The 24,137-nt window shown below is 73.6% G+C and carries 22 protein-coding genes; 13 read left to right on the forward strand and 9 right to left on the reverse strand.

The features are described from left to right. Window positions 1–74: 74 nt before the first annotated feature. The 5 genes from C569_RS0124970 to C569_RS0124990 all read right to left on the reverse strand — a co-directional run bounded on the left by C569_RS0124970 (window position 75) and on the right by C569_RS0124990 (window position 5,763). On the reverse strand, window positions 75–1,508 hold the full coding sequence (locus C569_RS0124970) for a GH1 family beta-glucosidase (protein WP_018788469.1): 1,434 nt from the start codon (window positions 1,506–1,508) through the stop codon (window positions 75–77). Further along, window positions 1,505–2,305: a carbohydrate ABC transporter permease gene (locus C569_RS0124975; RefSeq protein ID WP_196806780.1), complete on the reverse strand. Its 801-nt coding sequence runs from the start codon at window positions 2,303–2,305 to the stop codon at window positions 1,505–1,507. The genes C569_RS0124970 and C569_RS0124975 overlap by 4 nt, the downstream gene beginning before the upstream one ends. Before the next feature lie 105 nt (window positions 2,306–2,410). Then, on the reverse strand, window positions 2,411–3,391 hold the full coding sequence (locus C569_RS0124980) for a carbohydrate ABC transporter permease (RefSeq protein ID WP_018788471.1): 981 nt from the start codon (window positions 3,389–3,391) through the stop codon (window positions 2,411–2,413). Window positions 3,392–3,510: 119 nt separating this feature from the next. Continuing rightward, entirely contained in the window at window positions 3,511–4,824 is a 1,314-nt protein-coding gene (locus C569_RS0124985) for an ABC transporter substrate-binding protein (protein ID WP_018788472.1), read from the reverse strand. Between the two features lie 393 nt (window positions 4,825–5,217). Then, a complete protein-coding gene (locus C569_RS0124990; protein WP_026268613.1) occupies window positions 5,218–5,763 on the reverse strand; it encodes a plasmid pRiA4b ORF-3 family protein in 546 nt (181 codons plus the stop codon). 150 nt (window positions 5,764–5,913) lie between these two features. Here C569_RS0124990 and C569_RS0124995 point away from each other — a divergent pair, with 150 nt between their 5' ends. The 10 genes from C569_RS0124995 (at window position 5,914) to C569_RS0125040 (ending at window position 18,061) form a co-directional block, all read left to right on the forward strand. Continuing rightward, window positions 5,914–6,726 carry a pyrimidine reductase family protein gene (locus C569_RS0124995; protein WP_018788474.1) on the forward strand — a complete coding sequence of 271 codons (813 nt, stop codon included), beginning with the start codon at window positions 5,914–5,916 and terminating at the stop codon, window positions 6,724–6,726. A 614-nt stretch (window positions 6,727–7,340) separates the two neighbouring features. Further along, window positions 7,341–9,089, forward strand: coding sequence for an ATP-binding protein (locus C569_RS0125000; RefSeq protein WP_018788475.1), 1,749 nt, complete (start codon window positions 7,341–7,343; stop codon window positions 9,087–9,089). An 11-nt stretch (window positions 9,090–9,100) separates the two neighbouring features. Then, window positions 9,101–10,249, forward strand: a complete 1,149-nt coding sequence (locus C569_RS0125005) for an exonuclease SbcCD subunit D (protein ID WP_018788476.1) — start codon at window positions 9,101–9,103, stop codon at window positions 10,247–10,249. Continuing rightward, complete coding sequence (locus tag C569_RS0125010; RefSeq protein ID WP_026268614.1) at window positions 10,249–12,723, forward strand: AAA family ATPase; 2,475 nt, start codon at window positions 10,249–10,251, stop codon at window positions 12,721–12,723. The genes C569_RS0125005 and C569_RS0125010 overlap by 1 nt, the downstream gene beginning before the upstream one ends. A gap of 25 nt (window positions 12,724–12,748) precedes the next feature. Next, window positions 12,749–13,720, forward strand: a complete 972-nt coding sequence (locus C569_RS0125015) for a hypothetical protein (RefSeq protein WP_018788478.1) — start codon at window positions 12,749–12,751, stop codon at window positions 13,718–13,720. Continuing rightward, entirely contained in the window at window positions 13,720–14,577 is an 858-nt protein-coding gene (locus tag C569_RS0125020; RefSeq protein ID WP_018788479.1) for a spermidine synthase, read from the forward strand. The genes C569_RS0125015 and C569_RS0125020 overlap by 1 nt, the downstream gene beginning before the upstream one ends. 81 nt (window positions 14,578–14,658) lie before the next feature. After that, window positions 14,659–15,357 (forward strand): sigma-70 family RNA polymerase sigma factor, encoded by a 699-nt coding sequence (locus C569_RS0125025; RefSeq protein ID WP_026268615.1) that lies wholly within the window; start codon window positions 14,659–14,661, stop codon window positions 15,355–15,357. After that, window positions 15,354–16,133, forward strand: coding sequence for an anti-sigma factor (locus C569_RS0125030; protein ID WP_026268616.1), 780 nt, complete (start codon window positions 15,354–15,356; stop codon window positions 16,131–16,133). The genes C569_RS0125025 and C569_RS0125030 overlap by 4 nt, the downstream gene beginning before the upstream one ends. Before the next feature lie 205 nt (window positions 16,134–16,338). Then, window positions 16,339–16,998: a hypothetical protein gene (locus tag C569_RS0125035; RefSeq protein WP_018788482.1), complete on the forward strand. Its 660-nt coding sequence runs from the start codon at window positions 16,339–16,341 to the stop codon at window positions 16,996–16,998. 148 nt (window positions 16,999–17,146) lie between these two features. Beyond that, window positions 17,147–18,061, forward strand: coding sequence for a DNA-3-methyladenine glycosylase (locus C569_RS0125040; protein ID WP_018788483.1), 915 nt, complete (start codon window positions 17,147–17,149; stop codon window positions 18,059–18,061). 4 nt (window positions 18,062–18,065) lie between these two features. Here C569_RS0125040 and C569_RS0125045 read toward each other — a convergent pair whose 3' ends face one another. Both C569_RS0125045 and C569_RS0125050 read right to left on the reverse strand, forming a co-directional pair. Continuing rightward, entirely contained in the window at window positions 18,066–18,587 is a 522-nt protein-coding gene (locus C569_RS0125045) for a DUF1990 family protein (RefSeq protein ID WP_018788484.1), read from the reverse strand. A gap of 90 nt (window positions 18,588–18,677) precedes the next feature. Beyond that, window positions 18,678–18,890, reverse strand: a complete 213-nt coding sequence (locus C569_RS0125050; RefSeq protein WP_026268617.1) for a hypothetical protein — start codon at window positions 18,888–18,890, stop codon at window positions 18,678–18,680. 136 nt (window positions 18,891–19,026) lie between these two features. On the opposite strand from C569_RS0125050, the gene C569_RS0125055 reads away from it, so the two are divergent. The 3 genes from C569_RS0125055 (at window position 19,027) to C569_RS0125065 (ending at window position 22,317) form a co-directional block, all read left to right on the forward strand. Continuing rightward, a complete protein-coding gene (locus C569_RS0125055) occupies window positions 19,027–20,139 on the forward strand; it encodes an ATP-dependent DNA ligase (RefSeq protein ID WP_018788486.1) in 1,113 nt (370 codons plus the stop codon). A gap of 19 nt (window positions 20,140–20,158) precedes the next feature. After that, entirely contained in the window at window positions 20,159–21,763 is a 1,605-nt protein-coding gene (locus C569_RS0125060; protein WP_051090533.1) for an alpha/beta hydrolase, read from the forward strand. A 101-nt stretch (window positions 21,764–21,864) separates the two neighbouring features. After that, window positions 21,865–22,317, forward strand: a complete 453-nt coding sequence (locus C569_RS0125065) for a GNAT family N-acetyltransferase (protein WP_018788488.1) — start codon at window positions 21,865–21,867, stop codon at window positions 22,315–22,317. Window positions 22,318–22,377: 60 nt separating this feature from the next. Here the strand turns inward: C569_RS0125065 and C569_RS0125070 are convergent, their stop codons facing one another. Continuing rightward, window positions 22,378–23,103: an ABC transporter ATP-binding protein gene (locus tag C569_RS0125070; RefSeq protein ID WP_018788489.1), complete on the reverse strand. Its 726-nt coding sequence runs from the start codon at window positions 23,101–23,103 to the stop codon at window positions 22,378–22,380. Then, on the reverse strand, window positions 23,103–24,137 hold the full coding sequence (locus C569_RS0125075) for an ABC transporter ATP-binding protein (protein ID WP_018788490.1): 1,035 nt from the start codon (window positions 24,135–24,137) through the stop codon (window positions 23,103–23,105). Before C569_RS0125075 ends, C569_RS0125070 begins: the two co-directional genes overlap by 1 nt.

The raw sequence follows: 24,137 nt of genomic DNA on the forward strand, positions 1-24,137 counted from the left end.
TCCTCCGACGGTCGGACGGGCCCGGCACCGACTGAGGCGTCGGCGCCGGGCCGCCCGTTACTGGCTGGCCCAGCTTATTGTGCGGGCAGACCGTTGCGTCGGATCACATCGGCGTACCACCTGGCGCTGGACTTCGCGATCCGGGCCTGGCTGTCGTAGTCGACATAGACCATGCCGAACCGCTTCGTGTAGCCCCAGGCCCACTCGAAGTTGTCCAGGAGCGACCAGGCGAAGTACCCCTTGAGCGGCACGCCGGCCTCGATCGCGGCGTGCGCCGCGCGCAGGTGCGCGGCGAAGTAGGCCAGCCGGTCCGGGTCGTCCACCCGGCCGTCGACGAGTTCGTCGACGAACGCCGAGCCGTTCTCGGTGACGTAGAGCGGCAGGTCGGTGTACTCCCGGTGGACCCGCTCCAGCGTCTCCACCAGACCCGGGGCGTCGATCTCCCAGTCCATGTCCGTCACCGGGACACCGCGGGTGACGAACCGGACGTCCTCGCTGCCCGGCCAGCAGGACGGCGCCCGCCAGTAGGGCTCCGGCTCCGCGCCCTCGACCGGCGCGGCCACCACGTGCCGGCTGTAGTAGTTGATCCCGACCATGTCCAGCGGCGTGGAGATGGTCGCCAGGTCACCGTCGCGCACGTGCCCCATGTCGGTGACCTGACGCAGATCCGCGACGAGGTCCGCCGGGTACGCGCCGCGCAGCACCGGGTCGAGGAAGAACCGGTTCGCCAGCGCGTCGATCCGGCGGGCCGCGTCGGCGTCCGCCGCCGACCCGGTCGCCGGGGTCACCGGGTACAGGTTGACCGTGATGCCGAGCTGCGCCTCCGGGCGGGCCGCGCGGACCGCCTGCACCGCCAGGCCGTGCCCGAGCATCAGGTGGTGCCCGGCCCGGACCGCGTCCGCGCCGTCGGAGCGGCCCGGCGCGTGCACGCCGGAACCGTAGCCGAGGAACGCCGAGCACCACGGCTCGTTCAGCGTGGTGAAGTACTTCACCCGGTCACCGAGCGCCTCGGCGACCAGGTGGGCGTACTCGGCGAAGCGGCCCGCGGTGTCCCGGGCCGGCCAGCCGCCCGCGTCCTCCAGCGGCTGCGGCAGGTCCCAGTGGTAGAGCGTCAGCCAGGGCTCGATGCCGTGGCCGAGCAGCTCGTCGACCAGCCGGCGGTAGAAGTCCATGCCCTCCTGGTTGACTCCGCCGGTGCCGCCCGGCTGCACCCGCGGCCAGCTCACCGAGAAGCGGTACGACCGCAGGCCCAGGTCGGCCATCAGCCGCACGTCGTCCGGCATCCGGTGGTAGTGGTCGCACGCCACGTCGCCGTTGTGCCCGGCCACCGTCCGGCCCTCGGTGTGGCTGAAGGTGTCCCAGATCGACGAGGCACGGCCGCCCTCCGTCGCCGCGCCCTCGATCTGGTAGGCGGCGGTGGCCGCGCCCCAGAGGAAGCCGGGCGGGAAGGAGAGGGCCGGACCGGCGTCGAGGACGCCGACGGCGGGCGGGCTTGCTGGGTTGCTCACGACTTGACGGCGCCTTCCATGATGCCGCCGATGATCTGGCGGCCGAACAGAACGAACACGACGAACAGGGGCAGGGTCGCGATCAACGTACCGGCGAAGATCTGCGAGTTGTCGGCGAAGTAGGCGGTGTTGAGGCTGCGCAGCGAGATCTGGACGGTCGGGTTGGACGGGTCCGCCAGCACCACGAACGGCCAGAAGAACTGGTTCCACTGCTCCATGAAGGTCAGCAGGCCCAGCACCGCGGCGGCCGGACGCAGCGCGGGTGCCACCACGTGCCAGTACACCCGCCAGGTGGAGCAGCCGTCGACCCTGGCGGCCTCGATCAACTCGTTTGGTACCGCCTGCTCGGCGTACTGGCGCATCATGAAGATGCCGAAGCCGCCGATCAGGAACGGGACGGTCACCGACGGCATCGTGTTCAGCCAGTCGAGCTTCGCCATCAGGATGTAGAGCGGCAGCACGCCGAGCTGGATCGGCACCATCATCGAGGTGAGGATGATCAGCAGCAGCGCGTTCTTGCCCCGAAAGCGCAGCTTGGCGAACGCGAAGCCGGCCAGCGAGCCGAAGAACACGGTCGCGACGGTGATCGTCCCGGAGACCAGGAACGAGTTCATCAGGCCCTTGACGATGTTGGCGTCGCTGTTGGCGAGCACGCGCTCGATGTTCTCGCCGAGGTTGCCGCCGGGCAGGAACGGCGGCGGCCAGGAGTTGGCCGCGTCGTTCGTCCGGCTGGCGATCACGATCATCCAGTAGAACGGGAACAGGGACAGCAGCACGCCGAAGATCAGGCCGATCATGGTGAGCGGGCTGGCCTTCCAGAGCCGCTCGGCCCGGTGGGCGGTCTTCACCGGCGGGCTCTGCCGGGTGGGCGGACGGACCGCGGTGGTCGTCATCTCGTCACCTCACTTGTCGGAGCTGATGCGGCGGGCGAGCAGGTAGTTGATCGCCGACATCAACGCGATGAGCACGAAGAGCACGAGCGCGACCGCCCCGGCGTAGCCCCACCGGAAGCGCTGGTTCATCACGTCGAGCAGGTACATCGTGATGGTCTGGAACTGCCCCTCCGAACCACCGGAGAGACCACCCGAGCCGCTGGTGAACAGCAGGGGCTCGGTGAAGAGCTGGAGGCCGCCGATGGTGGAGATGATCAGCGTGAAGATGATCGTGGGGCGCAGCTGCGGCACCGTGATGGACCAGAACTGGCGCCGCCGGGAGGCGCCGTCCAGCGCCGCGGCCTCGTACATGTCCTTGCTGATCGACTGCATGGCGGCCAGGTAGATCAGCGCGTTGTAGCCGACCCAGCGCCAGTCGACCATGGTGGAGATGGCGAACCAGGAGGCGAAGCGGTTCGCCCGCCAGTCGATCGGGTCCAGGCCGACGCTGTCGAGCAGCCAGTTGACCAGGCCGAAGTCCTTGGCGTAGATCATCGAGAAGATCAGCGCGACCACGGCGGTCGAGGTGATGATCGGCATCGCGATGGCCATCCGGAAGAACGTCTGCGCGCGCAGCTTCCGGTTCAGCGCGTTGGCGAGCATCAGCGCCAGCAGCAGCTGGGGCACCGTGGAGAGCAGGAACATGCCGAACGTGTTGACCACCGCGTTCCAGAACTGCGGGTCCTCGGTGATCAGCTCGACGAAGTTGTCCATCCCGACGAAGGAGATCGTCGAGTTCAGCGGCGACCGGTCGGTCAGCGCGATCCAGACCGTGTACGCGATCGGATACACGCCGAACACGGCGAAGATCACGAAGAACGGCAGGACGTACAGGTACGGCGAGTACTTCAGGTCCAGGCGCGTCAGTGAGGCGGCACGGCTGCGCGTGTGACGGGCGGCCCGCGGCGGGCCGGGTTCGGGCGGCGCCGCGGCGTGCAGGTCGAGGCTCATGGGGAGTCCTTCTCCTCAGCCGGCGTCACCCGCCACACGGGCGACGCCGGACTCTGCGGGCACCGCGGGTGGCGCCGGCAGCCTGGGCTGCCGACGCCACCCGCGGGCGGCTCAACCGGTCACTTACCGGCGGCCGCACCGTTCTTCAGGGCCGCCTGCCACTGCTCGTCGGCCGACTTGCCCTGCTCCACGGCGCGCAGGCTGTTCTCCACCGCGGTGCGGACCGCGTTGTTCTTCGGGCCGAGGTAGACCGGCTTCAGGTCGGTGGCACCGGCGGCGAAGATCTTGCCGACCGGGGCCTTGCTGAAGTAGTCGTTTGTCGAGTCGGCCACGGCCGGGTCGGTGAGCGCCTGCGGGTTCGAGGGCAGGTTGCCGACCGCCTTGTACGCGCCGATCTGGCCCTTGGCGCTGGTCAGGAACTTGGCCAGCTCCGCGGCCTCCTTCTGGTGCTTGCTCGACTTCGGCACGCCGAGGAAGGAGCCGCCCCAGTTGCCACCGGCGCCCGGCGCCTTGGCGATGTCCCACTTGCCGGCCGCCGCGTCACCGGCCTGGCCCTTGATGACACCGGTCATCCAGGCGGGGCAGGCGATGGTGGCGAAGGTGCCGTTCTTGAAGCCGGCGTTCCACTCGTTCGAGAACGACTGGAGGTTGTTGGACAGCCCGGCGGCGATCATCTTGGTGGTGAGGTCGTACGCCGTCTTCACGTCCGGGTTCTGGTCGATGACCATCTTGTTGCTCTTGTCGTAGTACGTGTAGCCGGTGCCCTGGCCGGCGACCTGCATCAGCACCACGTTGTAGAAGTTGGTCGCCGAGTCGACGAACTTGTGACTCTTGTCGGCCGCGGCGAACTTCTGGCCGGCGGCGATGAACTCGTCCCAGGTCGGCCAGAGCGCGCCGACCTGCTCGCGGTCGGTGGGCAGCCCGGCGGCCTTGAACAGGTCGCTGCGGTAGCACAGCGCCATCGAGCCGACGTCGGTGCCGAGGCCCAGCACCTTGCCGTCGGGGGTGGTGCCCTGCTCCCACTTCCACGGCAGGAAGTTGCCCTTGAGGTCGTTCGCGCCGTGGTCGGCGAGGTTCACGAACTTGTCGGCCTGGGCGTAGAACTGGACGATGGTGCCCTCCTCCAGGGCCACCACGTCGCCGGCGCCCGAGCCCGCGGTGATCTGCTGGGTGAGGCGGGTGTTGTAGTCACCGAGGCCGAGGCCCTTGCCCCGCTCCTGGATCTTGACGTTCGGGTGCTCCGCTTCGTACTGCTTGTACAGCTCTTCGTAGCCGAAGCCCTGGTCGCCGAAGACGTCGACGACCAGGGTGACCGGGCCGCCGTCGCTGCCGCTGCTGTCCGAGTCGTCGCCGCAGGCGGCGGTGGTGCCGAGCACGACGACGGACGCGAGCGCGATGGCCGCGAAGCGCCGACGACGGATTGGGACGCTCATCCGAGACCCCTCTTTCGGTGGTGAGGCGATATCTGCTGTGTGGTGGGGGGTGCGTCGCGCGGGCCGGAGCGGGCAGGAGGGAGATCCGCACCACTCTCGGGAGCGCTCCCATGAGGTTGCCGGGAGGTGACAGGCGTGTCAATAGACCGCTGGGAGCGTTCCCATTTCGTTACCGCGCCCGCGGCCGATCCCAGCCCAAGGCCGCTCGGCCAGCGGCGCGACGGTCGCTTCGATCAGCAGCGCGGGGGGCGCCGGGTCAGCGACACGGGTGGCTCGCTCAGCACCCGGGTCGCTCAGCGCGGCGGTCGCCCGGTCAGCGCACGGGTCGCTCAGTCAGCGCGCAGGTCGCTCGGTCAGCGCGCGGGTCGCTCGGTCAGCGCGCGGGTCGCCCGGTCAACAGCAGCGGCGCAACAGGACGGTGGCGCGGCCGGGATCGAACCCGGCCGGATCGAACGCGGCGCCGACCCACTCCCGCATCGCCACGTGCTCCGGGTGTGCGGGGTCGGCGAGCGCGGCCAGCAGAACCGCGTATCCGGCCGGGCCGCCCACGTCCTCCGGCGGGCAGGCCCGCTCCCCGTCCAGGCACAGCGGGTAGCGCTCGTCCGGGTCGGCGGCGCAGCAGTCCTCCACCACCAGGTCGTGCTCCCACCAGTCACCGAAGTCGTACGTGTAGCGGAACCGGTCGCCCTTGCCCACGAGCGCGTCCAGCCGGACGTCCAGCTCGTCGCGCAGCGCCAGTTCGCCGTCCGGGTCGGGCTCGCCGTACTGCCGGCCGTCCACGTCGAACGAGTGCAGGTGACAGTCGCGCCAGCCCATCGCGTGCTGGATCACCCGGTGCAGCCGGTCCAGCGTGTAGCCGCCGGGCACCAGCACCCGCCGCCACACCGGCGGCCGGACGCCGGCCAACGACACCATGAGCTGGAAGATTTGACGCGACACGACGTCCCATCCTTCCTGGGCATAGGCTGGGTGCATGATCTGCCGATCCTGCCGGGAACGGCGGCACGACGACTGTCCTGGCCGGAAGTGGTGCGACTGCCAGCACCGTACCCCCGAACCCACCCCTCCGGTCACCGGTCCGGCCGGCGAATGAGCGTCGGAACCCCGATCGAACGGATCTGGCCCGCACCCGTCACCGGTGCGCTCACCGATCCGCAGCTCACCGCGTTGTACTGCCGGACCACCGGCCCGCATCTGCGGGTCAACTTCGTGGCCAGCGCCGACGGCGCGGTCACTCTGGACGGCTACTCCGCCGGGCTGTCCGGCGAGCCGGACAAGCGGGTCTTCGGGCTGCTGCGGATGCTCTGCGACGGCCTCGTGGTGGCCGCCGGCACGCTGCGGCACGAGCGCTACCGGGCGGTCCGGCTGAGCCCGGAGCGCCGGGCCTGGCGCCGCGAGCAGGGACTGGCCGAGTTCCCGACGCTGGTGGTCGTCTCCGGCTCACTCGACCTCGACCCGGCACAGGCCGCCTTCGCCGACGCGCCGGTCCGGCCGGTGGTGCTCACCCACGCCGACGCCCTCCCACCGCCCGGGCTGACCGACGTCGCCGACGTGGTCCGCTGCGGCACCGGGCGGGCCGACGACAGCGGGCGGGCCGGGCGGGTCGATCTCGTCGCCGGACTGGCCGAGCTGCGCCGGCGCGGGCTGAACCAGCTGCTCTGCGAGGGCGGCCCGCACCTGTTCGGCGCGCTCACCGCGGCCGACCTGGTCGACGAGCTGTGCCTGACGGTGGCGCCGCTGCTCGCCGGCGCCGGTCCGGGCCGGATCACCGCCGGGGACGCCAGCGTCCCGCGTCACCTGCCGCTGCGCCATGTGCTGGCCGCCGCCGACGGGGTGCTGATGCTGCGTTACGCCCGCGACCTGGCCGAGACACCGCCCGCCGGCTCCGCCCCCGCCGCCTGACGCGGCACGCGGCACGCGGCACGCGAGATCTTGGTACCGGACGGCCCCTATGGGGGCCCTTTCCTACCAAGATTCCTGCGGTGTCCTGACCGGTGGGACACGGCTCCCGCCTGCCGGGAGGGGCACGGACGGGAAGCGGCGCGGTCGCGGTGGGCGGGCGATGGGTGGAACGCGATGGGTGTCATCGGCCCGCGGAGACACCCATGGTGTTCCACCGAGCCGCCGGGCCCGACCGTACGGCGCCGGGCAGCACCTCGGACCACCTGACGGCACCGCTTGATCACCGGGCGGACACCTCGCAACCCGGCGGGCAGCGACTGGCGGCACGGCGGTGCGGCTGGCGGCACGGCGGTGCGGCTGGCGATGCGGCGCGCGGCACGACGGCACGGCTGGCGACGCGGCGCGCGGCACGGCGACGGCGTGACGGCGCCGGGCGGCGGGAGGGGCGCACGTGGCGGAAACGCACGCATCGTGAGCGGGCGGATTCGGGTGGCTACCGTTCGGCGCACGGGTGACGTGGCGTCCGCCGCGTCGCGTGGCAACCTGTCGCATCCCTCGGGCAGGATGCACGACGTGCACCGCCAACGGTACGACCAGCCGACCGGAGACCGCCGATGACCGACGATCAGCTCGACGGGCCCGGCGAGGGTGTCGGCCGGGTGCTCGGCACCGCTGACGCCACCCCGCTCACCTTCTGGACGGCTGTCGCGCCGGGCAGCTACCTGCAACTCGACGACGTGGTGGTGACCCGCCGCGACCTGCCCGACCGCGAGCCGGTGACGATCGCCGGGGTGGTGACCCAGGTGCGCGCCCGGCACGAGGGGGCGCAGTTCGACTCCGACGTCTTCGCCATCGCCGACGGCACACTGCCGGCGCAGGTGCAGGAGGCCGCCGAGGTGACCACCACGCGGGTCGACCCGGAGTTCTACGTGCCGCCCACGCCGGGTGCCGTGGTGCACCGGGCCGAGGGTGACGCGCGGGCCCGGGCGCTGCACTTCGACCGGATGGAGCGGCGGATCCCGATGGGGATGGGCCGCGACGGCGTGCCGGTCTACCTCAACGCCGACTTCCTCGACGGCACCCGGGGCGCGCACGTGTCGATCTCCGGCATCTCCGGTGTCGCGACCAAGACGAGCTTCGCCACGTTCCTGCTCTACTCGGTGTTCCGCTCCGGCGTGCTGGGCGGCGACGCGGTGAACGCGAAGGCGCTGATCTTCAACGTGAAGGGCGAGGACCTGCTCTTCCTCGACCACCCGAACACCCGGCTCGACGACCCGACCCGGGCGGCGTACGCGAAGCTGGGCCTTGACGCGGGCGCCTTCCCGGACGTGCGGGTGTACGCCCCGCCCCGGGTCGGCGACTCCTCCGGCACGCCGGATGTGAGCAGCCGGCTCACCGGGGTGGACAGCTTCTACTGGACGCTGAGCGAGTTCTGCGCCGACCGGCTGCTGCCGTACGTGTTCGCCGACGCCGACGACGAGCGCCAGCAGTACACGATGGTGGTCCACTCGGTGGCCGCGCACCTGGCCCGCTACGCCCAGCCCGCCGACGGCGGGGTGAGCATCGACGGGGTGCGGCTCGGCTCGTACGCCGATCTGGTCGACCACGTGGTCGAGCAGCTCAACGACGACGAGACGCGCGGCGAGTGGGCGGGCAGCGCGGTCGGGCTGGGCACCGTGAACGCGTTCGCCCGCCGGCTGATCGGCAGCAAGAAGGACCTGGGCCGGTTGATCCGTGGTGACCTGGCGACCCGCCGCCCGCACTCGATCAACACGGCGGAGAGCGCCCAGGTGACTGTGGTCGACCTGCACAACCTGCCGGATCGCGCGCAGCGGTTCGTGGTCGGCGTGACGCTCAAGAGCGAGTTCGAGCGCAAGGAGAAGGCCGGCACCGCCAAGCCGCTGCTGTTCGTCGTGCTCGACGAGCTGAACAAGTACGCGCCGCGGGAGGGTTCGTCGCCGATCAAGGAGGTGCTGCTCGACATCGCCGAGCGGGGCCGTTCGCTGGGCGTGATCCTGGTCGGCGCGCAGCAGACCGCCAGCGAGGTGGAGCGGCGGATCGTCACCAACTCGGCGATCCGGGTGGTGGGCCGGCTCGACCCGGCCGAGGCGTCCCGCCCGGAGTACGGCTTCCTGCCGCCCGCCCAGCGGCAGCGGGCGCTGCTGGCCAAGCCCGGCACCATGTTCGTCAACCAGCCGGACATCCCGGTGCCGCTGTGCCTGGAGTTCCCGTTCCCGGCGTGGGCCACCCGGGTCTCGGAGGCGGGCCGCGCGCCCTCGGAGACGCTACGGTCGATCACCCAGGCCGCCGATCCGTTCGCCGTGGTCGGCTCCGGCTCCTCCGACGACGACATCCCGTTCTAGGCGGCACCCACATGAAGATCCTGCACACCTCCGACTGGCACGTCGGCAAGGTCCTCAAGGGGCAGTCCCGGGCCGAGGAGCACAAGCAGGTCCTCGGCCAGGTCATCGACATCGCCCAGCGCGAACGGCCCGACCTGGTGATCGTCGCCGGTGACCTGTACGACACCGCCGCGCCGGCCCCGGAGGCGACCCGGCTGGTGACGCGGGCGCTCACCGCGCTGCGGCGTACCGGGGCCGACGTGGTGGCGATCGGCGGCAACCACGACAACGGCGCGGCGCTGGACGCGCTGCGGCCGTGGGCCGAGGCGGCCGGGATCACGCTGCGCGGCAGTGTCCGGGAGAACCCGGACGAGCATGTCGTCGACGGGGTCACCGCGGGCGGGGAGCGGTGGCGGCTCGCCGCGCTGCCGTTCCTGTCCCAGCGGTACGCGGTGCGCGCGGTGGAGATGTACACGCTCACCCCGGCCGAGGCTAACCAGACGTACGCCGACCACCTGGGCCGGGTGCTGGACCGCCTCGCCGAGGGGTTCACCGAGCCGGACCGCGTGCACCTGGTGACCGCGCACCTCACAGTGGTCGGGGCGAGCACCGGCGGCGGCGAGCGGGACGCGCACACCGTGCTCGGATACGCCGTACCGGCCACCGTCTTCCCCGGCAACGCGCACTACGTGGCGCTGGGTCACCTGCACCGCTCGCAGCGGGTCATCGGCCCGTGCCCGATCCGCTACAGCGGCAGCCCGCTCGCCGTCGACTTCGGCGAGCAGGAGAACGTCGGGTCGGTGACGATCGTGGAGGTGACCGCCACGACCGCCGCCCGCGTCCGCGAGGTACCGGTGCCGGGCGCGGTGCCGCTGCGCACGGTACGCGGGACGCTGGCACAGCTCGCCGAGGTCGAGCCGCCGGAGGGCTGGCTGCGCGTCTACGTCCGGGAGCAGCCCCGGGCCGGGCTGCGCGAGGAGGTGCAGGAGCTGCTGCCCCGGGCGCTGGAGATCCGGATCGACCCGGAGCTGATGCCCGCGCCGGGCAGCGGCACGCGGACCGCCCAGCGGGCCGGCCGGTCGCCGGGCGAGTTGTTCGGCGACTACCTGGACAGCCGCGGGCACGCCGACGATGGTGTCCGGGAACTCTTCGACGAGCTGCTCGAGGAGGTGGAGCACTGATGCGACCGATGCGACTGGACATGGCCGGGTTCACTGTGTTCCGTGACGAGACCACTGTCGACTTCACCGACGCCGACTTCTTCGCGCTGATCGGGCCGACCGGTTCGGGCAAGTCGACGGTGCTCGACGCGATCTGCTTCGCGCTCTACGGCACCGTGCCGCGCTGGGGCGGCGCCCGGGGGCTGGCGAACGCGCTGGCGCCGTCGGCCACCGAGGCGCGGGTGCGGCTGGTCTTCGAGTCCGCCGGGGACCGCTACGTGGCGACCCGGGTGGTGCGCCGCGACGGCCGGGGCACCGTGAAGACGGCGAACGCCGGGCTGCAGCTCATGCCGCCGGGCTTCGACGTCACCAAGCTCGACACCGGGCTCAGCCCGGAGGATCTGGGCGAGGTGGTGGCGGGCACCCCGGCCGAGATGGAACAGGCGGTGCTGGACGCGGTCGGGCTGCCGTACGAGCAGTTCACCTCCTGCGTGGTGCTGCCGCAGGGGCAGTTCGCCGATTTCCTGCACGCCAAGCCGGCCACCCGCCAGCAGATCCTGGTGAACCTGCTCGGGCTGGGCGTCTACGAGTCGGTGCAGAAGAAGGCGGTCGAGCGGGCCGGGCAGGCCGAGGCGAAGCTGGAGGCGGTCGACAAGATGCTCGGCGGGCTCGCCGACGTCGACGACGAGGCCTTGGCCGCCGCCCGGGAGCGGGTGGACGCGATGCGGGAACTGGCCGCGGCGGTCGCTGCCGCCGTACCCGAGTGGGAGCGGGCCCGGGCGACGGCGGGTGAGCGGGCCGCGGCGCTGGCCGCCCTCGACGCCGAACTGGGTGTGCTGGCCGGGGTCCGGCCGCCGGACGGCACCGCCGAGCTGGCGCGGGCGGTGGCGGCGGCCCGGGTGGCCGCCGACGAGGCGGCGGGCGCGGTCGGGCTGGCCGAGGAGCGCGAGGAGAAGCTGCGCGGGGAGCTGGCCGCCGCCGGTGACGAGAGCGCGGTGCGGCTGCACCTGAGGGCGTACGCGGACCGGGACCGGCTGACCGCGGAGGCGGCGACGGTCCGCGCGGCGGTGGACGCGGCGCGGACCGAGCACGACGCGGCGGTGGCGGCGCTGGCGGCGGCGCGGGCGGACGCGCAGCGCGCCGAGGCGGAGCTGGAGTCGGCGTTCCGCGCGCACGAGGAGGCGAAGGCCGCCGATCAGGCGGTGGCCCTGCGGGCGCACCTGGTCGGCGGCGCGCCGTGCCCGGTGTGCGAGCAGACGGTCGGCACGGTGCCGGCGGTGCCGGAGGGTTCGGCGGTGAGCCGGGCGATCGAGGCGGGCAAGGCGGCGCGGGCGGCGAGCGAGGCGGCCAAACGGCTGGTGCAGGAACGCGACGCCGCGGCCCGTGACCTGGACCGGGTGCTGCTGCGCGCCCGGACCCAGCACGACCAGCTCGGCGCGCGCCTGGCCGAGCTGGACGAGCAACTGGCGGACGCGCCCGCGCCGGAGCGGTTGCGCGAGGCGCTCGCCGAGCACGCGCGGCTGCGGACCGCGCTGGATGAGGCGGCGGGCGCGGTGCGGGCCGGCCGGGAGGCGGCGCGGCGGGCGCGGGGCGCGCTGGACGCCGCGCAGGAGCGGCTGCGCCGGGCCTGGCGTGACTTCGACGCGGTCCGCGACGGGCTGGCCCGGTTCGGGCCGCCGGCCGCCGACCGGGACGACGTGGCGGCGGCGTGGACGGCGCTGGCCGGCTGGGCGGGCGAGCAGGCGCGGGCGCGGCGCGCGGAGCGGGACGGGCTGGCCGACTCGGTGGCGGCGGCGCAGCGGGCCGCGGCCGAGGTCGCCGACGGGATCGCCGCGTCGTTCACCGCCGCCGGGCTGGACGCCCCGCGGGACGCGCCGCGCGACGTGGCGGTGGCGGTGGAGCGGGCCGAGGCGGAGTTGCGCCGCCTCGACGAGCGCCGCGAGCAGGCCGCCGGGCTGCGGGAGCAGCGGGCCGGGCACGAGCACGAGGCGCGGGTGGCGCGGGCGCTCGCCGCGCACCTGCGGGCGAACAACTTCGAGCGCTGGCTGCTCACCGAGGCGCTGGACCTGCTGGTCGACGGCGCGTCGCGGATCCTGCGGGAGCTGTCCGGGGGGCAGTACGACCTGGTGCACGACAAGGGTGAGTTCTTCGTGGTCGACCACCACGACGCCGGTCTGCGGCGCGGGGTGCGCACGCTGTCCGGCGGGGAGACGTTCCAGGCGTCGCTGGCACTGGCGCTGGCGCTGTCCGAGCAGCTCGCCGGCATGTCCACCACGGCCGCGAGCCTGGAGTCGATCGTCCTGGACGAGGGTTTCGGCACGCTCGACGCGGCGACGCTGGACACGGTCGCGGCGACGCTGGAGAACCTGGCCGCCCGGGGTGACCGGATGGTCGGCGTGGTCACCCACGTGCCGGCGTTGGCCGAGCGCATCCCGGTCCGGTTCGAGGTCCGCAAGGACGCGCGGACGGCCCGCGTGGAACGGACCGGCCTGTGACCGGCACGCTCCGGCGGGGCGCGGCGTGACCGGGCCGTCGCCGGCGTTCTTCGTCGACGCCTGGGATCCGGCGTACGGCGCGTCGTTCGAGGCGGCGGGCGGGTCCGGGCCGGCCGCGCCGAGCAGTGCCCAGGTCGACGCCGACGTCGAGCTGCCGGCCACCGACTGGCGGGCGATCGGTCCCCGCGCGGACGTGCGGGTGCCGGACGTGGTGCTGCTCGTCGACGGGGTACGCCGGATCGACGCCAGCGTCTGGACGGCCGAGGAGGACGGCGGCTCGTTCCCCGGCATCGCCGCCTCGTACGCGGCCGGTGTGGTGCGCTGCGACCTGGAGCGGGGCGCCGCCGAGATGGCCGGTTCCCGGGTGGGCCGCGGCCTGTTCACCGCCAGCCCGTCGGCGCAGGACGTGATCGCCGGGTCGGTCCGTTACCCGGTGCACCGGGTAAGCGGCACCGGTGAGCTGAGCAAGCTGCCGGCCGCGGTGCAGGCGCCGCTGACCGCGCTGGAGGTGGCCGTGTCCGACGCGGTGCGCACCGACGGCGACCTGCTGGTGGTGGACGGCCCGCTGCGCAGCCGGCGCAACCTGCCGCGCACGCTCGGGTACATCAAGACGCAGCACAGCCAGTACCTCGACGCCCGGCTCACCGCCGTGGTGACCGGGCTGGCGCCGGGTGAGCGGTGCCCGGTGTTCCGGCTGGGCACGGCCTGGGGCGGCTGGTCGTGGTATCTGCGGCTGCCGGTGCGAGCGGGCGCGCCCTGGGCGGGCATCGTGCGGGTGGAGTGCTCGGCCGACCTGACCGTGCCGGAGGCGATCGCGCTGGCCGACCTGTCGCTGGTGACGCTGCCCCGGTTCGCCTCCACCCCGTACAAGGATCCGCGCGCCCCGCAGAACCTGGTGCCGATCGCCGGGCTGGAACGCCGGCTGCGCGGGATGCTCGGCGACGCGCGGCTGCTGCACCGGGTGCTCACCGCCGCGGCGCGCGGGATGCGGCGCTGATGGGGCGGCGACGCGACTCCGACCGGGTGGTGGCCGACGTCGACACCGGCCGGGCCGAGCTGGTGCCGGACGCCGACCGCCCGGGCTCCTGGACGCTGCTGCTGGACGGCGCGCCGCAGTCGCATGTGGACCTGACCGACCCGGCGCACCTGGAGTTCGAGTACGTCCGGCGGTTGGCCGCCGCGCTCGATCTGGTGGCGCCGGCCGGGGCGCCGCTGCGGGTGCTGCACCTGGGTGGCGGCGCGCTCACCCTGCCCCGCTACGTGCGGGCCACCCGGCCCGGTTCGGCGCAGCGGGTGTCCGAGGTGGACGGGGCGCTGGTCGATCTGGTGCGCCGCGAGCTGCCGTGGCCGTCGGATCCGCGCCTGAAGGTCCGGGTGGCCGACGCGCGGGCGACGCTGACGTCGAGCCGGGACGGCGCGTACGACGTGATCGTGGCCGACGTGTTCGCCGGTGCCCGTACCCCCGCGCATCTGACTTCGGTGGAGTACGCCGTCGAGGTGGCCCGCGTGCTCGCGCCCGGCGGCAGCTACCTGGCGAACGTGGCGGACGGCCCGCCGCTGCGGCACGCCCGCGGGCAGGTCGCGACGGTGCGGACCGTGCTGCCCCGGGCCTGCCTGGTCGGCGACGCGGCGGTGCTGCGCGGCCGGCGCTACGGCAACCTGGTGCTGGTGGCGTCCCGGGTGGAGCCGCCGGTGCCGGAGCTGACCCGGCGGGCGGCCGGCGACTGGTTCCCCGGCCGGGTGCTGGCCGGCCCGGAGCTGGACCGGTTCACCAGCGGTGCCGCGGTGGTCCACGATGCGGACGCCGTCGACTCCACTCCCCCGCCGCCGGGAATTTTTTCGGTCGAGCGTTGATCCGATCGGCTGGTCGCTGCGTATCACCGGGCGGCCATGCCCGTGGGGGCCGGCTGATGTCATTGGACAGCGGAGGTCTGCATGCATGCGGTGGCGGCCGGCTGGCACGGCGAGATGGCGCGGCCCGAGTGGATGTCCGCCCGGGCACAACCACACTCGCGCACCTCGCGTTCGGGCCGGGGGGTCGACGCCCGGTCCACCGACCGCCAGAATGACCCGGTGCCGCCGCGACCCGCTCCTGGACGCCACCAGGCGACCTCCACCGAGGCGAGCCACTCCGACCAGCTGATCCGCCTGCTGTACGCCGAGCACGCCGGCCCGCTGCTGATGTTCGTGATGCGGCTGACGGGCGGGGACCGGCAGCGCGCCGAGGACATCGTGCAGGAGACGCTGCTGCGGGCCTGGCGCAACGCGCACCGGCTCGGTGTGCAGGGGCAGGGTTCGCTGCGCCCGTGGCTGGTCACGGTGGCCCGGCGGATCGCCATCGACGAGCACCGCAGCGAGCAGGCCCGCCCGCCCGAGACGTACGACCGGGATCTGACCATGTTCGCCGAGTCGGACAGCACCGACCGGGTGCTGCGCACGATGACCGTGGCGGACGCGCTGCGTACGCTGAGCCAGTCGCACCGGGAGATCCTGGTGGCGACGTACTTCCGGGGGCGCACCGTGCCGGAGGCGGCCGAGGAGCTGGGGCTTCCGCTCGGTACCGCCAAGTCGCGGGTCTACTACGCGCTGCGCGCGCTGCGCACGGCTCTGCAGGAGAGGGGGGTGACCGAATGAGCCGGGCCGATCACATGGACGTCGCCGCGTACGCGCTCGGCGTGCTGGACGCGCAGGACGCGGAGCGGTTCGAGGAGCATCTGGCCACCTGCTGGGCCTGCGCGGCGGAACTGGAGACGATGGTCCCGGTGGTGGGGCTGCTCTCCGGCATCGACGGCGAGGCGATGGCCGCGCTGGAGCAGACGCACACCGATCCGGCGCTGCTGGACCGGACGCTGATGGCGGTGCGGCGGGACCGGCGTCGTACCCGGGCGCGGCAGTTGCTGGCGACAGCGGCGGCAGTGGTGGTGTTCGGCGGCGTGAGCGCGGCGGCGGCCGGGATGCTCGGCGACGAGCCGGCGCCGCCGCAGGCGGTGCCGACGCCGGGCGCGCCGACGGTGGCGCCGAGCGGAGAGCCGGGCGACCCGAACGACCCGGGCGTCGGCGGGAAAGAGGGGATCGAGGGCGACCAGCACAACGCGACCGACCCTGCGACCGGCGTGCAGACCACGATGTGGCTGGCCCGCAAGGAGTACGGCACGCAGATCGCGGTGCAGCTCAGCCGCCTGCCGGGGCCGCGCACGTGCCGGCTGGTGATGGTCCGCAAGAACGCCACGAGCGAGGTGGTCTCCTCCTGGTCGGTGCCGGTCGGCGGCTACGGCACGAACCAGAACCAGCTTCCGCTGGAGCTGACCATCACCACCTCGACACCGGTGCGTGACATGGACAAGCTCCAGGTGCAGTCGGTCGACGCGAACGGCGTGGCGAGTCCGCTGGTGACGGTGGACGGCATCTGATCCGGTACGACGACGGCGCCGGGTGGCTGAGCCACCCGGCGCCGTCGTGTCGTGCCCGGGCCGATGGACCCCCTCGTGCTGACGTACGCACGCCGGCGTCCATCGGTTCAATCGGTCCACTGTGAAATGTGCCACCATTGCGGGTTCAACCTTGACAGTGCCGCGCCCGTACTACTCGGCGAACTGCCAAGAACGAGGAGGGCACGTGGCACACCACAAGCGGACGACCGTCATCGTCGCGAGCGCGATGGTCGCACTTACGGCCTGCGCCCCCGCAGGCTACAACGGGGCGGACTCGGGCGCGGCCGAGCCGGTCGCCGTCGCCGCGGCCGAACCCACCGCGGCGGCCGAACCGGAGGCGTCGGCGGCTCCCGAGCAGGAGCCGGTCGCGGACCAGGCGCCCCCGTCCGACGTGCAGATCACCGACGAGCTGGTCGGCAAGAAGCTGCCCCGGATGGGCACCGTCGTCACCGACCAGGACGGCTGGGTGCTGTACCGGTTCGACAAGGACTCCGACGACCCGCCGCAGTCCAACTGCGTGGACCAGTGCGCCGAGGTGTGGCCGCCGTCGCTCACCGACGGCAACCCGCAGCTGCGCGGCGTCTCCGACGACAAGGTCGGCACCATCACCCGCCAGGACGGCACCCGGCAGCTCACCATCGGCGGCTGGCCGGTCTACCGCTACATCGGCGACAAGGAGCCCGGCCAGTGGAAGGGCCAGGGCGTCGGCGGCACCTGGTTCGTGGTCGACCCGAACGGCAAGAAGAACCTGACCTGCCTGCCGACCGGCACCCCCAAGCCGGTCGCGCCGCCCGCCGCGGGCAGCTCGGACAGCTCCGGCGGCGGCTCGGACTACTCGTACTGACGCACCAGGACACGGTGACCGGTCGCCGCCGGGGAGGGCGCGGCCGGTCACCGTCGCGAACCCCGGGAGGTGGGCCGTACCGGCATCGGCCCGCCTCCCGGCCGGGCGTGCCCGGCGTCACGGCCGGGCCGCGTGGCAGAGTGACCCGGTGACCTCGCCCGACGCCCGCCGCACGCTGCGCCCGCCGGCCGGCTACCGCCTGGCCCCGTCGGTGCGGGCGCTCACGTTCAGCCCGTACGATCCGTGCGCGCGGATCGCCGCCGGCACCTTCTGGTGGGCCACCCGCACCCCGGACGGCCCGGCCACGCTGGCGCTGCGCCCGGAAGCCGGCGAGCTGCTCGCCGAGGGGTACGGTCCGGGCGCGGCCCGGGTGGTCGACCGGGCCGACCGGATCGCCGGGCTGTGCGACGACCTGACCGGGTTCGCCGCGCTCGCCGCCGCGCATCCGCTGGTGGCCCGGCTGGCACACACCCACCACGGGCTGCGGATGCCCGCCACCGGCCAGATCTTTCCCCGGCTGCTGCGGGCGGTCTTCGAGCAGAAGGTCACCGGCAAGGAGGCGTACCGGGCGTACGCCGCGACCGTCCGGCACTTCCGCGAGCCCGCGCCCGGCCCGCTGCAACCACTGCTGCTGCCGCCGGAGCCCGCCGCGGTGGCGGCCACGCCGTACTGGGTGTTCCATCCGTTCGGGGTCGAGCAGCGGCGCGCCGACACGCTGCGCCGCGCGGCGGCCGTCGCGGATCGGCTGGAACGCTGCGCCGACTCGGCGGAGGCCACCGGGCGGCTCACCGCGATCCCCGGCATCGGGCCGTGGACCGCCGCCGAGGTGGTGCGGATCGCGTACGGGGATCCGGACGCGGTGAGCGTCGGCGACTACCATGTGCCGAACACGGTGGCCTGGGCGCTGGCCGGGGAGCCCCGCGGCGACGACGCCCGGATGCTGGCGCTGCTGGAGCCGTTCCGGGGGCACCGCGGCCGGGTGTGCGTGCTGCTGGAGGCGGCAGGCGTGCAGGCCCCGAAGTACGGCCCGCGCGCCCCGATCCGTTCCTTCGCCCGCTACTGACCGCTCAGCGCCGCCGGCACAGCCGCCGCAGCGTCCGCCCCAGCCACCAGGCGTACGCCCGCTGGAAGCCGAGCACGACCGGCCCGCCGGCCCGCGCGTACCAGTGGGCCGGGCGGCTGAACGCGGTCACCTCGAACCAGACGCCGTCGGCGCCCCTGGTCACCAGGAACGCCTCCTCGCCGACCTCCGGGTGGCCGGGCAGCGTGCCGTAGCCGAACCCGGCCCGGTCCGGCTCGTCCACCGTCCAGACCACCTCGGTCGGCCCCCACAGCCGCAGCGGGCCGACACCGAGTCCCGGCGTGACCCGTACCCCGGGCGCGGCGCGCGGCGCGTCCGTCCGCATCACCACGCCGGCCGCCCGGTGCAGCCGCCAGCCGAGCACCGCGTCCGCCGCGACCGGGAAAGCGCCGTCCGGCAGCCGGACCCGGTGGCGCAGATGGTGGTAACCGGCCGGCCGGCCGCCGTCGCGGGTCGCGCCCACCTCCGGGTACGTCAGCTCCGGCACGCCGGTCACCTCCTCGGTCACGGGAACACCCCTGCCAGGGTACGGCCGCCCGGGAGCGCTGTGGTGAGCTGAGGTCCGGGGCAGGCGGCGCGGAGGTCAGGCGGCGCGCTGTCAGGCGGCTTCGCGGAGGTCGGCCAGGGTGACCGGGGCATACCGCTTCAGCAGGCGTTCCAGCTCGGTGACCGAGCCGACCTCGCCGAGGACGTTCGCCCCGCCGCCGTGCTCGGGCGGGTAGCGGTGCGCCAGCCGGTAGCGGTACCGGCCACGGATCATCTCGACGCTGACCCGCCAGCGCCCGCAGCATCCGCAACTCCACTCCGGCACGCCGCGACGGTAGCTCTGACCTGCGGTTTCACCATTCGGGCGGCGGTGACGAACGCGGCCGGCACGGGACACGACACCCGGCCACCGGCGGTGATCTGCCTCACCACTGTCGGTGGGGTCTGGTTGACTGGTCGCCGTGGACCTGCCGATCAACCCTCCGGTCGAGCCGATGCTGGCCAAGAGCGTGTCCGAGCTGCCCACCGATCACGGCCTGACCTACGAGCCGAAGTGGGACGGCTTCCGCTGCATCGTCTTCCGCGACGGCGACGAGGTCGAGCTGGCCAGCCGGGGCGGCAAGTCGATGACGCGCTACTTCCCGGAGGTGGTCGAGCAGGCCCGCCGGCAGCTCCCGCCCCGGTGCGCGGTCGACGGCGAGCTGATCGTGATCCGCCGGGACGGCCCGGGCGGCCAGCCGCGGCTCGACTTCGAGCTGCTGGCCCAGCGGATCCATCCGGCCGCCTCCCGGGTGAAACTGCTGGCCGAGACCACCCCGGCCGACTTCGTCGCGTTCGACCTGCTGGCGATCGACGACGAGCTGCTCGTCGATCAACCCTACCCCCGGCGCCGGGAGCGGCTGGAGCAGGCGTTGTCCGGGGTGCGCCCGCCGGTGCACGTCACGCAGGTGACCACCGACCCGGAGACGGCTCGCCGCTGGTTCGACGTGTTCGAGGGAGCCGGGCTGGACGGGCTGATCGTCAAGCCGGCCGACCTGCCGTACGAGCCGGGCAAGCGGCTCATGTTCAAGGTCAAGCACGCGCGCACCATGGACGCGGTGGTGGCCGGTTTCCGCTGGCACAAGTCCGGTCCGGTGGTCGGCTCGCTGCTGCTCGGCCTCTACGACGACGACGGCGTGCTGCACCACATCGGCGTCAGCTCCTCGTTCACCATGGCCCGCCGCAAGGAGCTGCTCGACGAGCTGGAGCCCTACCGCGACGTCGGCGGCGAGCACCCGTGGGTGCACGGCGACCACGAACGGGGTCAGCGCATCCCGGGCGGGGTGAGCCGGTGGACCGGCGGCAAGAACCTGGAGTGGGAGCCGCTGCGTCCGGCACTGGTGGTCGAGGTGGCGTACGACGCCATGGAGGGCGACCGGCTGCGGCACACCGCCCGGTTCCTGCGCTGGCGGCCCGATCGTGATCCCCGCTCCTGCGACTACGGCCAGCTCGACCGCCCGATCCGCTACGACGTCGACGAGGTGCTGCGCGGCGACCCGGCGGCGACGGCCGGTGACACCCGCGGCCGGGCGTAACCTGACGGTCGACACGATCATGGAGGGCGTCCACGTGACCCGCTTCCCCGACCGGCCCCGCCGGTTCCGGCCCGCCCTGGCCGCGTTCGTCGCGGCGGTGGTGCTCACCGCCGGCTGCACGCTGCCGGCGTTCGCCCCGCGCGCCGAGAGCGAGGGCGAGGCCGCTGCGCCGGGCACCGCCCCGCAGTGGCGGGCCTGCCCGGAGGTGCCCGACGAGCTGGTCGGCCGGGGCGCGGCGGACATGCGCTACGACTGCGCCCGGATCGCCGTACCGCGCAACTGGGGCACCGGGGCCACCACCGGCGCGACCGCCGGGCCGGGCGCCGGGGAGACGTTCGAGATCGCGCTGATCCGGGCCCGCTCGACCAAGCAGCGTGACCGGATCGGCTCGCTGGTGATCAACCCGGGCGGTCCCGGGGCGTCGGGCGTCGACACCGCCGTCTACCTGTCCTTCGGGCCGGCGTTCGGCGGCCTGCCGACGGCGATCACCGACCGGTTCGACATCGTCGGCTTCGACCCGCGCGGGGTGGCCCGGTCCAGCCCGGTCAAGTGCATCTCCGACGCCGACCTGGACGCCAGCTTCGGCTACGACCCCGACCCGGAGAGCCAGTCGTCGTTCGACGGCTTCGTCGGCCTCAACCGGCGCATCGGCGAGCGGTGCGGCGCGAAGTACGGCGACCAGCTTCCGCTCTACGCCACCGAGCAGGCGGCGCGGGACATGGACGCGGTCCGCGCGGCGGTCGGCGACGACAAGCTGACGTACCTCGGTTACTCCTACGGCACACTGCTCGGCGCCACCTATGCGCAGCTCTACCCGCAGCGCGTGCGCGCACTGGTGCTCGACGGCGCGGTCGACCCGCGGCAGAACCTGATCGCCGGGTCGGAGAGCCAGGCCAAGGGCTTCGAGCGGGCGTTCGACAACTTCACCAGGTGGTGCGCGGCGAACGCGGGTCGCTGCCCGATCGCCCCGGACGCCCGGGGCGCGGTCACCGATGCGATCGCCAAGGCGAAGGCCTCCCCGGTACGCGCGCAGGACGGCCGCGAGGCCACCGCCGGATGGGTCTTCTACGCGGTGATCTCGTCGCTCTACACCGAGCAGGGCTGGCAGGAGCTGGCCCGGGCGATCGACGAGCTGCAGGGCGGCGACCCGGACGGCGTGTTCAAGCTGGCCGACTCGTACGCGGGCCGCGAGCCCGACGGGCACTACTCGAACCTGTTCGACGCCAATCTGGCGGTCAACTGCGCCGACGAGACCGAGAAGCCGACCCGCGAGCAGGTCCGCTCGTTGCAGTCGCAGTGGCGGCAGAAATATCCGCTGTTCGGTCCCGCGTTGGCGGTGGGGATGCTGAGCTGCGTGGAGTGGCCCGGCGAGCGGGATCCCTACCCGACCGGCCGGGCGGACGGCGCCCCGCCGATCCTGGTGGTCGGCACCACCGGCGACCCGGCCACGCCGTACGAGCAGACGCCCGCGCTCGCGTCCATGCTCGGGGTCGGGCGCGTGCTGACCTGGGAGGGCGAGGGGCACACCGCCTACCCGCAGACGTCGTGTGTGACGTCGGCCGTCGACGCGTACCTGATCTCGCTGACCGTCCCCCGGGAGGGGCTGCGCTGCCCCGCCCGGTGACGGCGCGGCCGGGGTCCGGACGCCGGTGACGGTGCGCGGGCGGCCGGGGCGGGAAGCCGCCCCGGCCACAGCGGGGCGAGGCACTGTGCCAGGCTGGCCGGGTGACCGAGGTGATCTTCCGGGAGGCGGTTCGCGCCGACCTGCCCGCCGTGCTCGCGCTGCTCGCCGACGACGTGCTGGGCCGCACCCGCGACCTGCCCGAGGTGGACGAGGCGTACGAGCGGGCCTTCGCGGACCTGGACGCCGACCCGCGCAACCAGCTCATCGTCGCCGACGACGGCGGGGAACTGGTCGGCTGTTTCCAGCTCACGTACATCCCGGGGCTGGGCCGGCACGGGGCGCAACGGTGCCTGATCGAGGCGGTGCGGGTCCGCTCGGACCGGCGCGGCCGGGGGCTGGGCCGGACGATGATGTGCTGGGCGATCGACCGGGCCCGGGAGCGCGGCTGCGCCCTGGTGCAGCTCACCACCGACAAGCAGCGCACCGACGCGCACCGGTTCTACCGCGACCTGGGCTTCGTCGCCAGCCACGAGGGCATGAAGCTGGCGCTCTGACCCGGCCGCCACCCCGCACCGAGCACCGGGCCGCCGCCGGTGACGGCCCGGTCACCCGGATCAGTCCTCCGGCACCAACCGGCCGTCGCGCAGCGTAAGCGTACGGTCGGCCAGCTCGATGAGCGCCGGATCGTGCGTGGCGACCAGCGCGGTCATGCCCCGGGCGTGCACCACCGCCCGGAGCAGATCCATGATCGACCGCCCGGTCTCGGAGTCGAGCTGACCGGTCGGCTCGTCGGCGATCAGCAGGTCCGGCTCGTTCGCCAGTGCCCGGGCCACCGCCACGCGCTGCTGCTGGCCGCCGGACAGCTCGTACGGGCGCTGCGCCGCGTGCCCGCCCAGCCCGACCAGTTCCAGCAGCACCGCCACCCGCTGCTCCCGCTCGGCGGCCGGCACCCTGGCCAGCCGCAGCGGCACCCCCACGTTCTCCGCCGCGGACAGGATCGGCACGAGGCCGAACGTCTGGAACACGAACCCGATGGTGCCCCGGCGCAACGACAGCAGCTCCCGCTCACCGGCGGCGGTGACGTCGTGCCCGGCCACCCGGATCCGCCCGGCGTCCGGCCGGTCCAGGCCGCCGACCAGGTTCAGCAGCGTGGTCTTGCCGGCGCCGGAGCGGCCCCGGACGGCGACCAGCTCACCGCGTCCCGCCGTGAACGAGACGTCCCGCACGGCGTGGACGGCGTGCTTCCCCTTGCCGAAGGTACGGCTCACCCCCTCGACCCGGACCACGTCCTCGACGGCCGACGCCGGCACGGCCGGCAGCGCCACTGTCTGGTCGGTCATCACTCACTCTCCTCGCCGTGCGCCCGGTCGCCGGGGCGCACCTCGACGTGGTCGGGTTCCAGGTTGAGCCGGACCCGGTCGCGCAGGGACAGCGCCTCCACGAACTGTGCCGGCAGCTGCATCCGGCCGGTGCGGTCCAGCACCGCGTACTCCTCGCTGACCATCTCGGTGCCGCCGTCGGCGGTGACGCGCGCGGTCCGGCGTACCTCGGAGGCGGTCCGGCCGTCGCGGATCGCGACGGTGCGGCGGACCTGCCCGGCCACGGCGTGGTCGTGGGTGACCACCACGATGGTGACCCCCAGTTCGGCGTTGATGGTGCGCAGCGCGGCGAAGACCTCGGCGCCGGTGGCCTCGTCCAGCTCGCCGGTCGGCTCGTCGGCGAAGAGGATCTCCGGGTCGTTCGCGACCGCCACGGCGACCGCGCAGCGCTGCTGTTCGCCGCCGCTCATCTGACCCGGCCGGCGGTCCGCGCAGTAGCCGACGCCCACCATGTCCAGCAGCTCACGGGCCCGTTCCCGCCGCTTGCGTCCGCCGCCGGCCCGTCCGGCCAGCTTCATCGGCAGTTCCACGTTCTCCAGCGCGGTCAGGTACGGCAGCAGGTTGCGGCCGGTCTGCTGCCAGATGAACCCGACCACGTCGCGCCGGTACGCGAGCCGCCGCTTGTTCGACAGCGACAGCAGGTCGTAGTCGGCGACCCGGGCGATACCGGCGGTCGGGGTGTCCAGGCCGGAGAGGATGTTCAGCAGCGTCGACTTGCCGGAACCGGAGGCGCCGACGATCGCGACCAGCTCGCCCCGGTCGATCACCAGGTCGAGGCCCTGGAGCGCGACGACCTCGACGCCCTCGGTCTTGAAGATGCGCACCAGGCCGTCGCAGACGATGTGCCCGCGCAGCCGGTCGCGCCCGCCGGCCCGTTCGGCGGCGCGCTGGGCGGCCCGCTGTTGCAGCGACGCCAGATCCGGTACGGCGGGCGACGGTTCGCCGCGCGGCGTGAGACGCGCCGGACCCGGATGGCCGGAAGCGGTCGCGGTCAT

Source organism: Micromonospora sp. CNB394 (assembly GCF_000374985.1).
GTDB lineage: Bacteria > Actinomycetota > Actinomycetes > Mycobacteriales > Micromonosporaceae > Micromonospora > Micromonospora marina.

Coding starts and splice junctions, on each gene's coding strand:
- C569_RS0125075 (WP_018788490.1), bottom strand. CDS start 24,137: ATGACCGCGACCGCTTCCGGCCATCCGGGTCCGGCGCGTCTCACGCCG.
- C569_RS0124995 (WP_018788474.1), top strand. CDS start 5,914: ATGAGCGTCGGAACCCCGATCGAACGGATCTGGCCCGCACCCGTCACC.
- C569_RS0125025 (WP_026268615.1), top strand. CDS start 14,659: ATGCATGCGGTGGCGGCCGGCTGGCACGGCGAGATGGCGCGGCCCGAG.
- C569_RS0125010 (WP_026268614.1), top strand. CDS start 10,249: ATGCGACCGATGCGACTGGACATGGCCGGGTTCACTGTGTTCCGTGAC.
- C569_RS0124980 (WP_018788471.1), bottom strand. CDS start 3,391: ATGAGCCTCGACCTGCACGCCGCGGCGCCGCCCGAACCCGGCCCGCCG.
- C569_RS0124985 (WP_018788472.1), bottom strand. CDS start 4,824: ATGAGCGTCCCAATCCGTCGTCGGCGCTTCGCGGCCATCGCGCTCGCG.
- C569_RS0125070 (WP_018788489.1), bottom strand. CDS start 23,103: ATGACCGACCAGACAGTGGCGCTGCCGGCCGTGCCGGCGTCGGCCGTC.
- C569_RS0125060 (WP_051090533.1), top strand. CDS start 20,159: ATGGAGGGCGTCCACGTGACCCGCTTCCCCGACCGGCCCCGCCGGTTC.
- C569_RS0125030 (WP_026268616.1), top strand. CDS start 15,354: ATGAGCCGGGCCGATCACATGGACGTCGCCGCGTACGCGCTCGGCGTG.
- C569_RS0125000 (WP_018788475.1), top strand. CDS start 7,341: ATGACCGACGATCAGCTCGACGGGCCCGGCGAGGGTGTCGGCCGGGTG.
- C569_RS0125005 (WP_018788476.1), top strand. CDS start 9,101: ATGAAGATCCTGCACACCTCCGACTGGCACGTCGGCAAGGTCCTCAAG.
- C569_RS0124975 (WP_196806780.1), bottom strand. CDS start 2,305: ATGATCGGCCTGATCTTCGGCGTGCTGCTGTCCCTGTTCCCGTTCTAC.
- C569_RS0125020 (WP_018788479.1), top strand. CDS start 13,720: ATGGGGCGGCGACGCGACTCCGACCGGGTGGTGGCCGACGTCGACACC.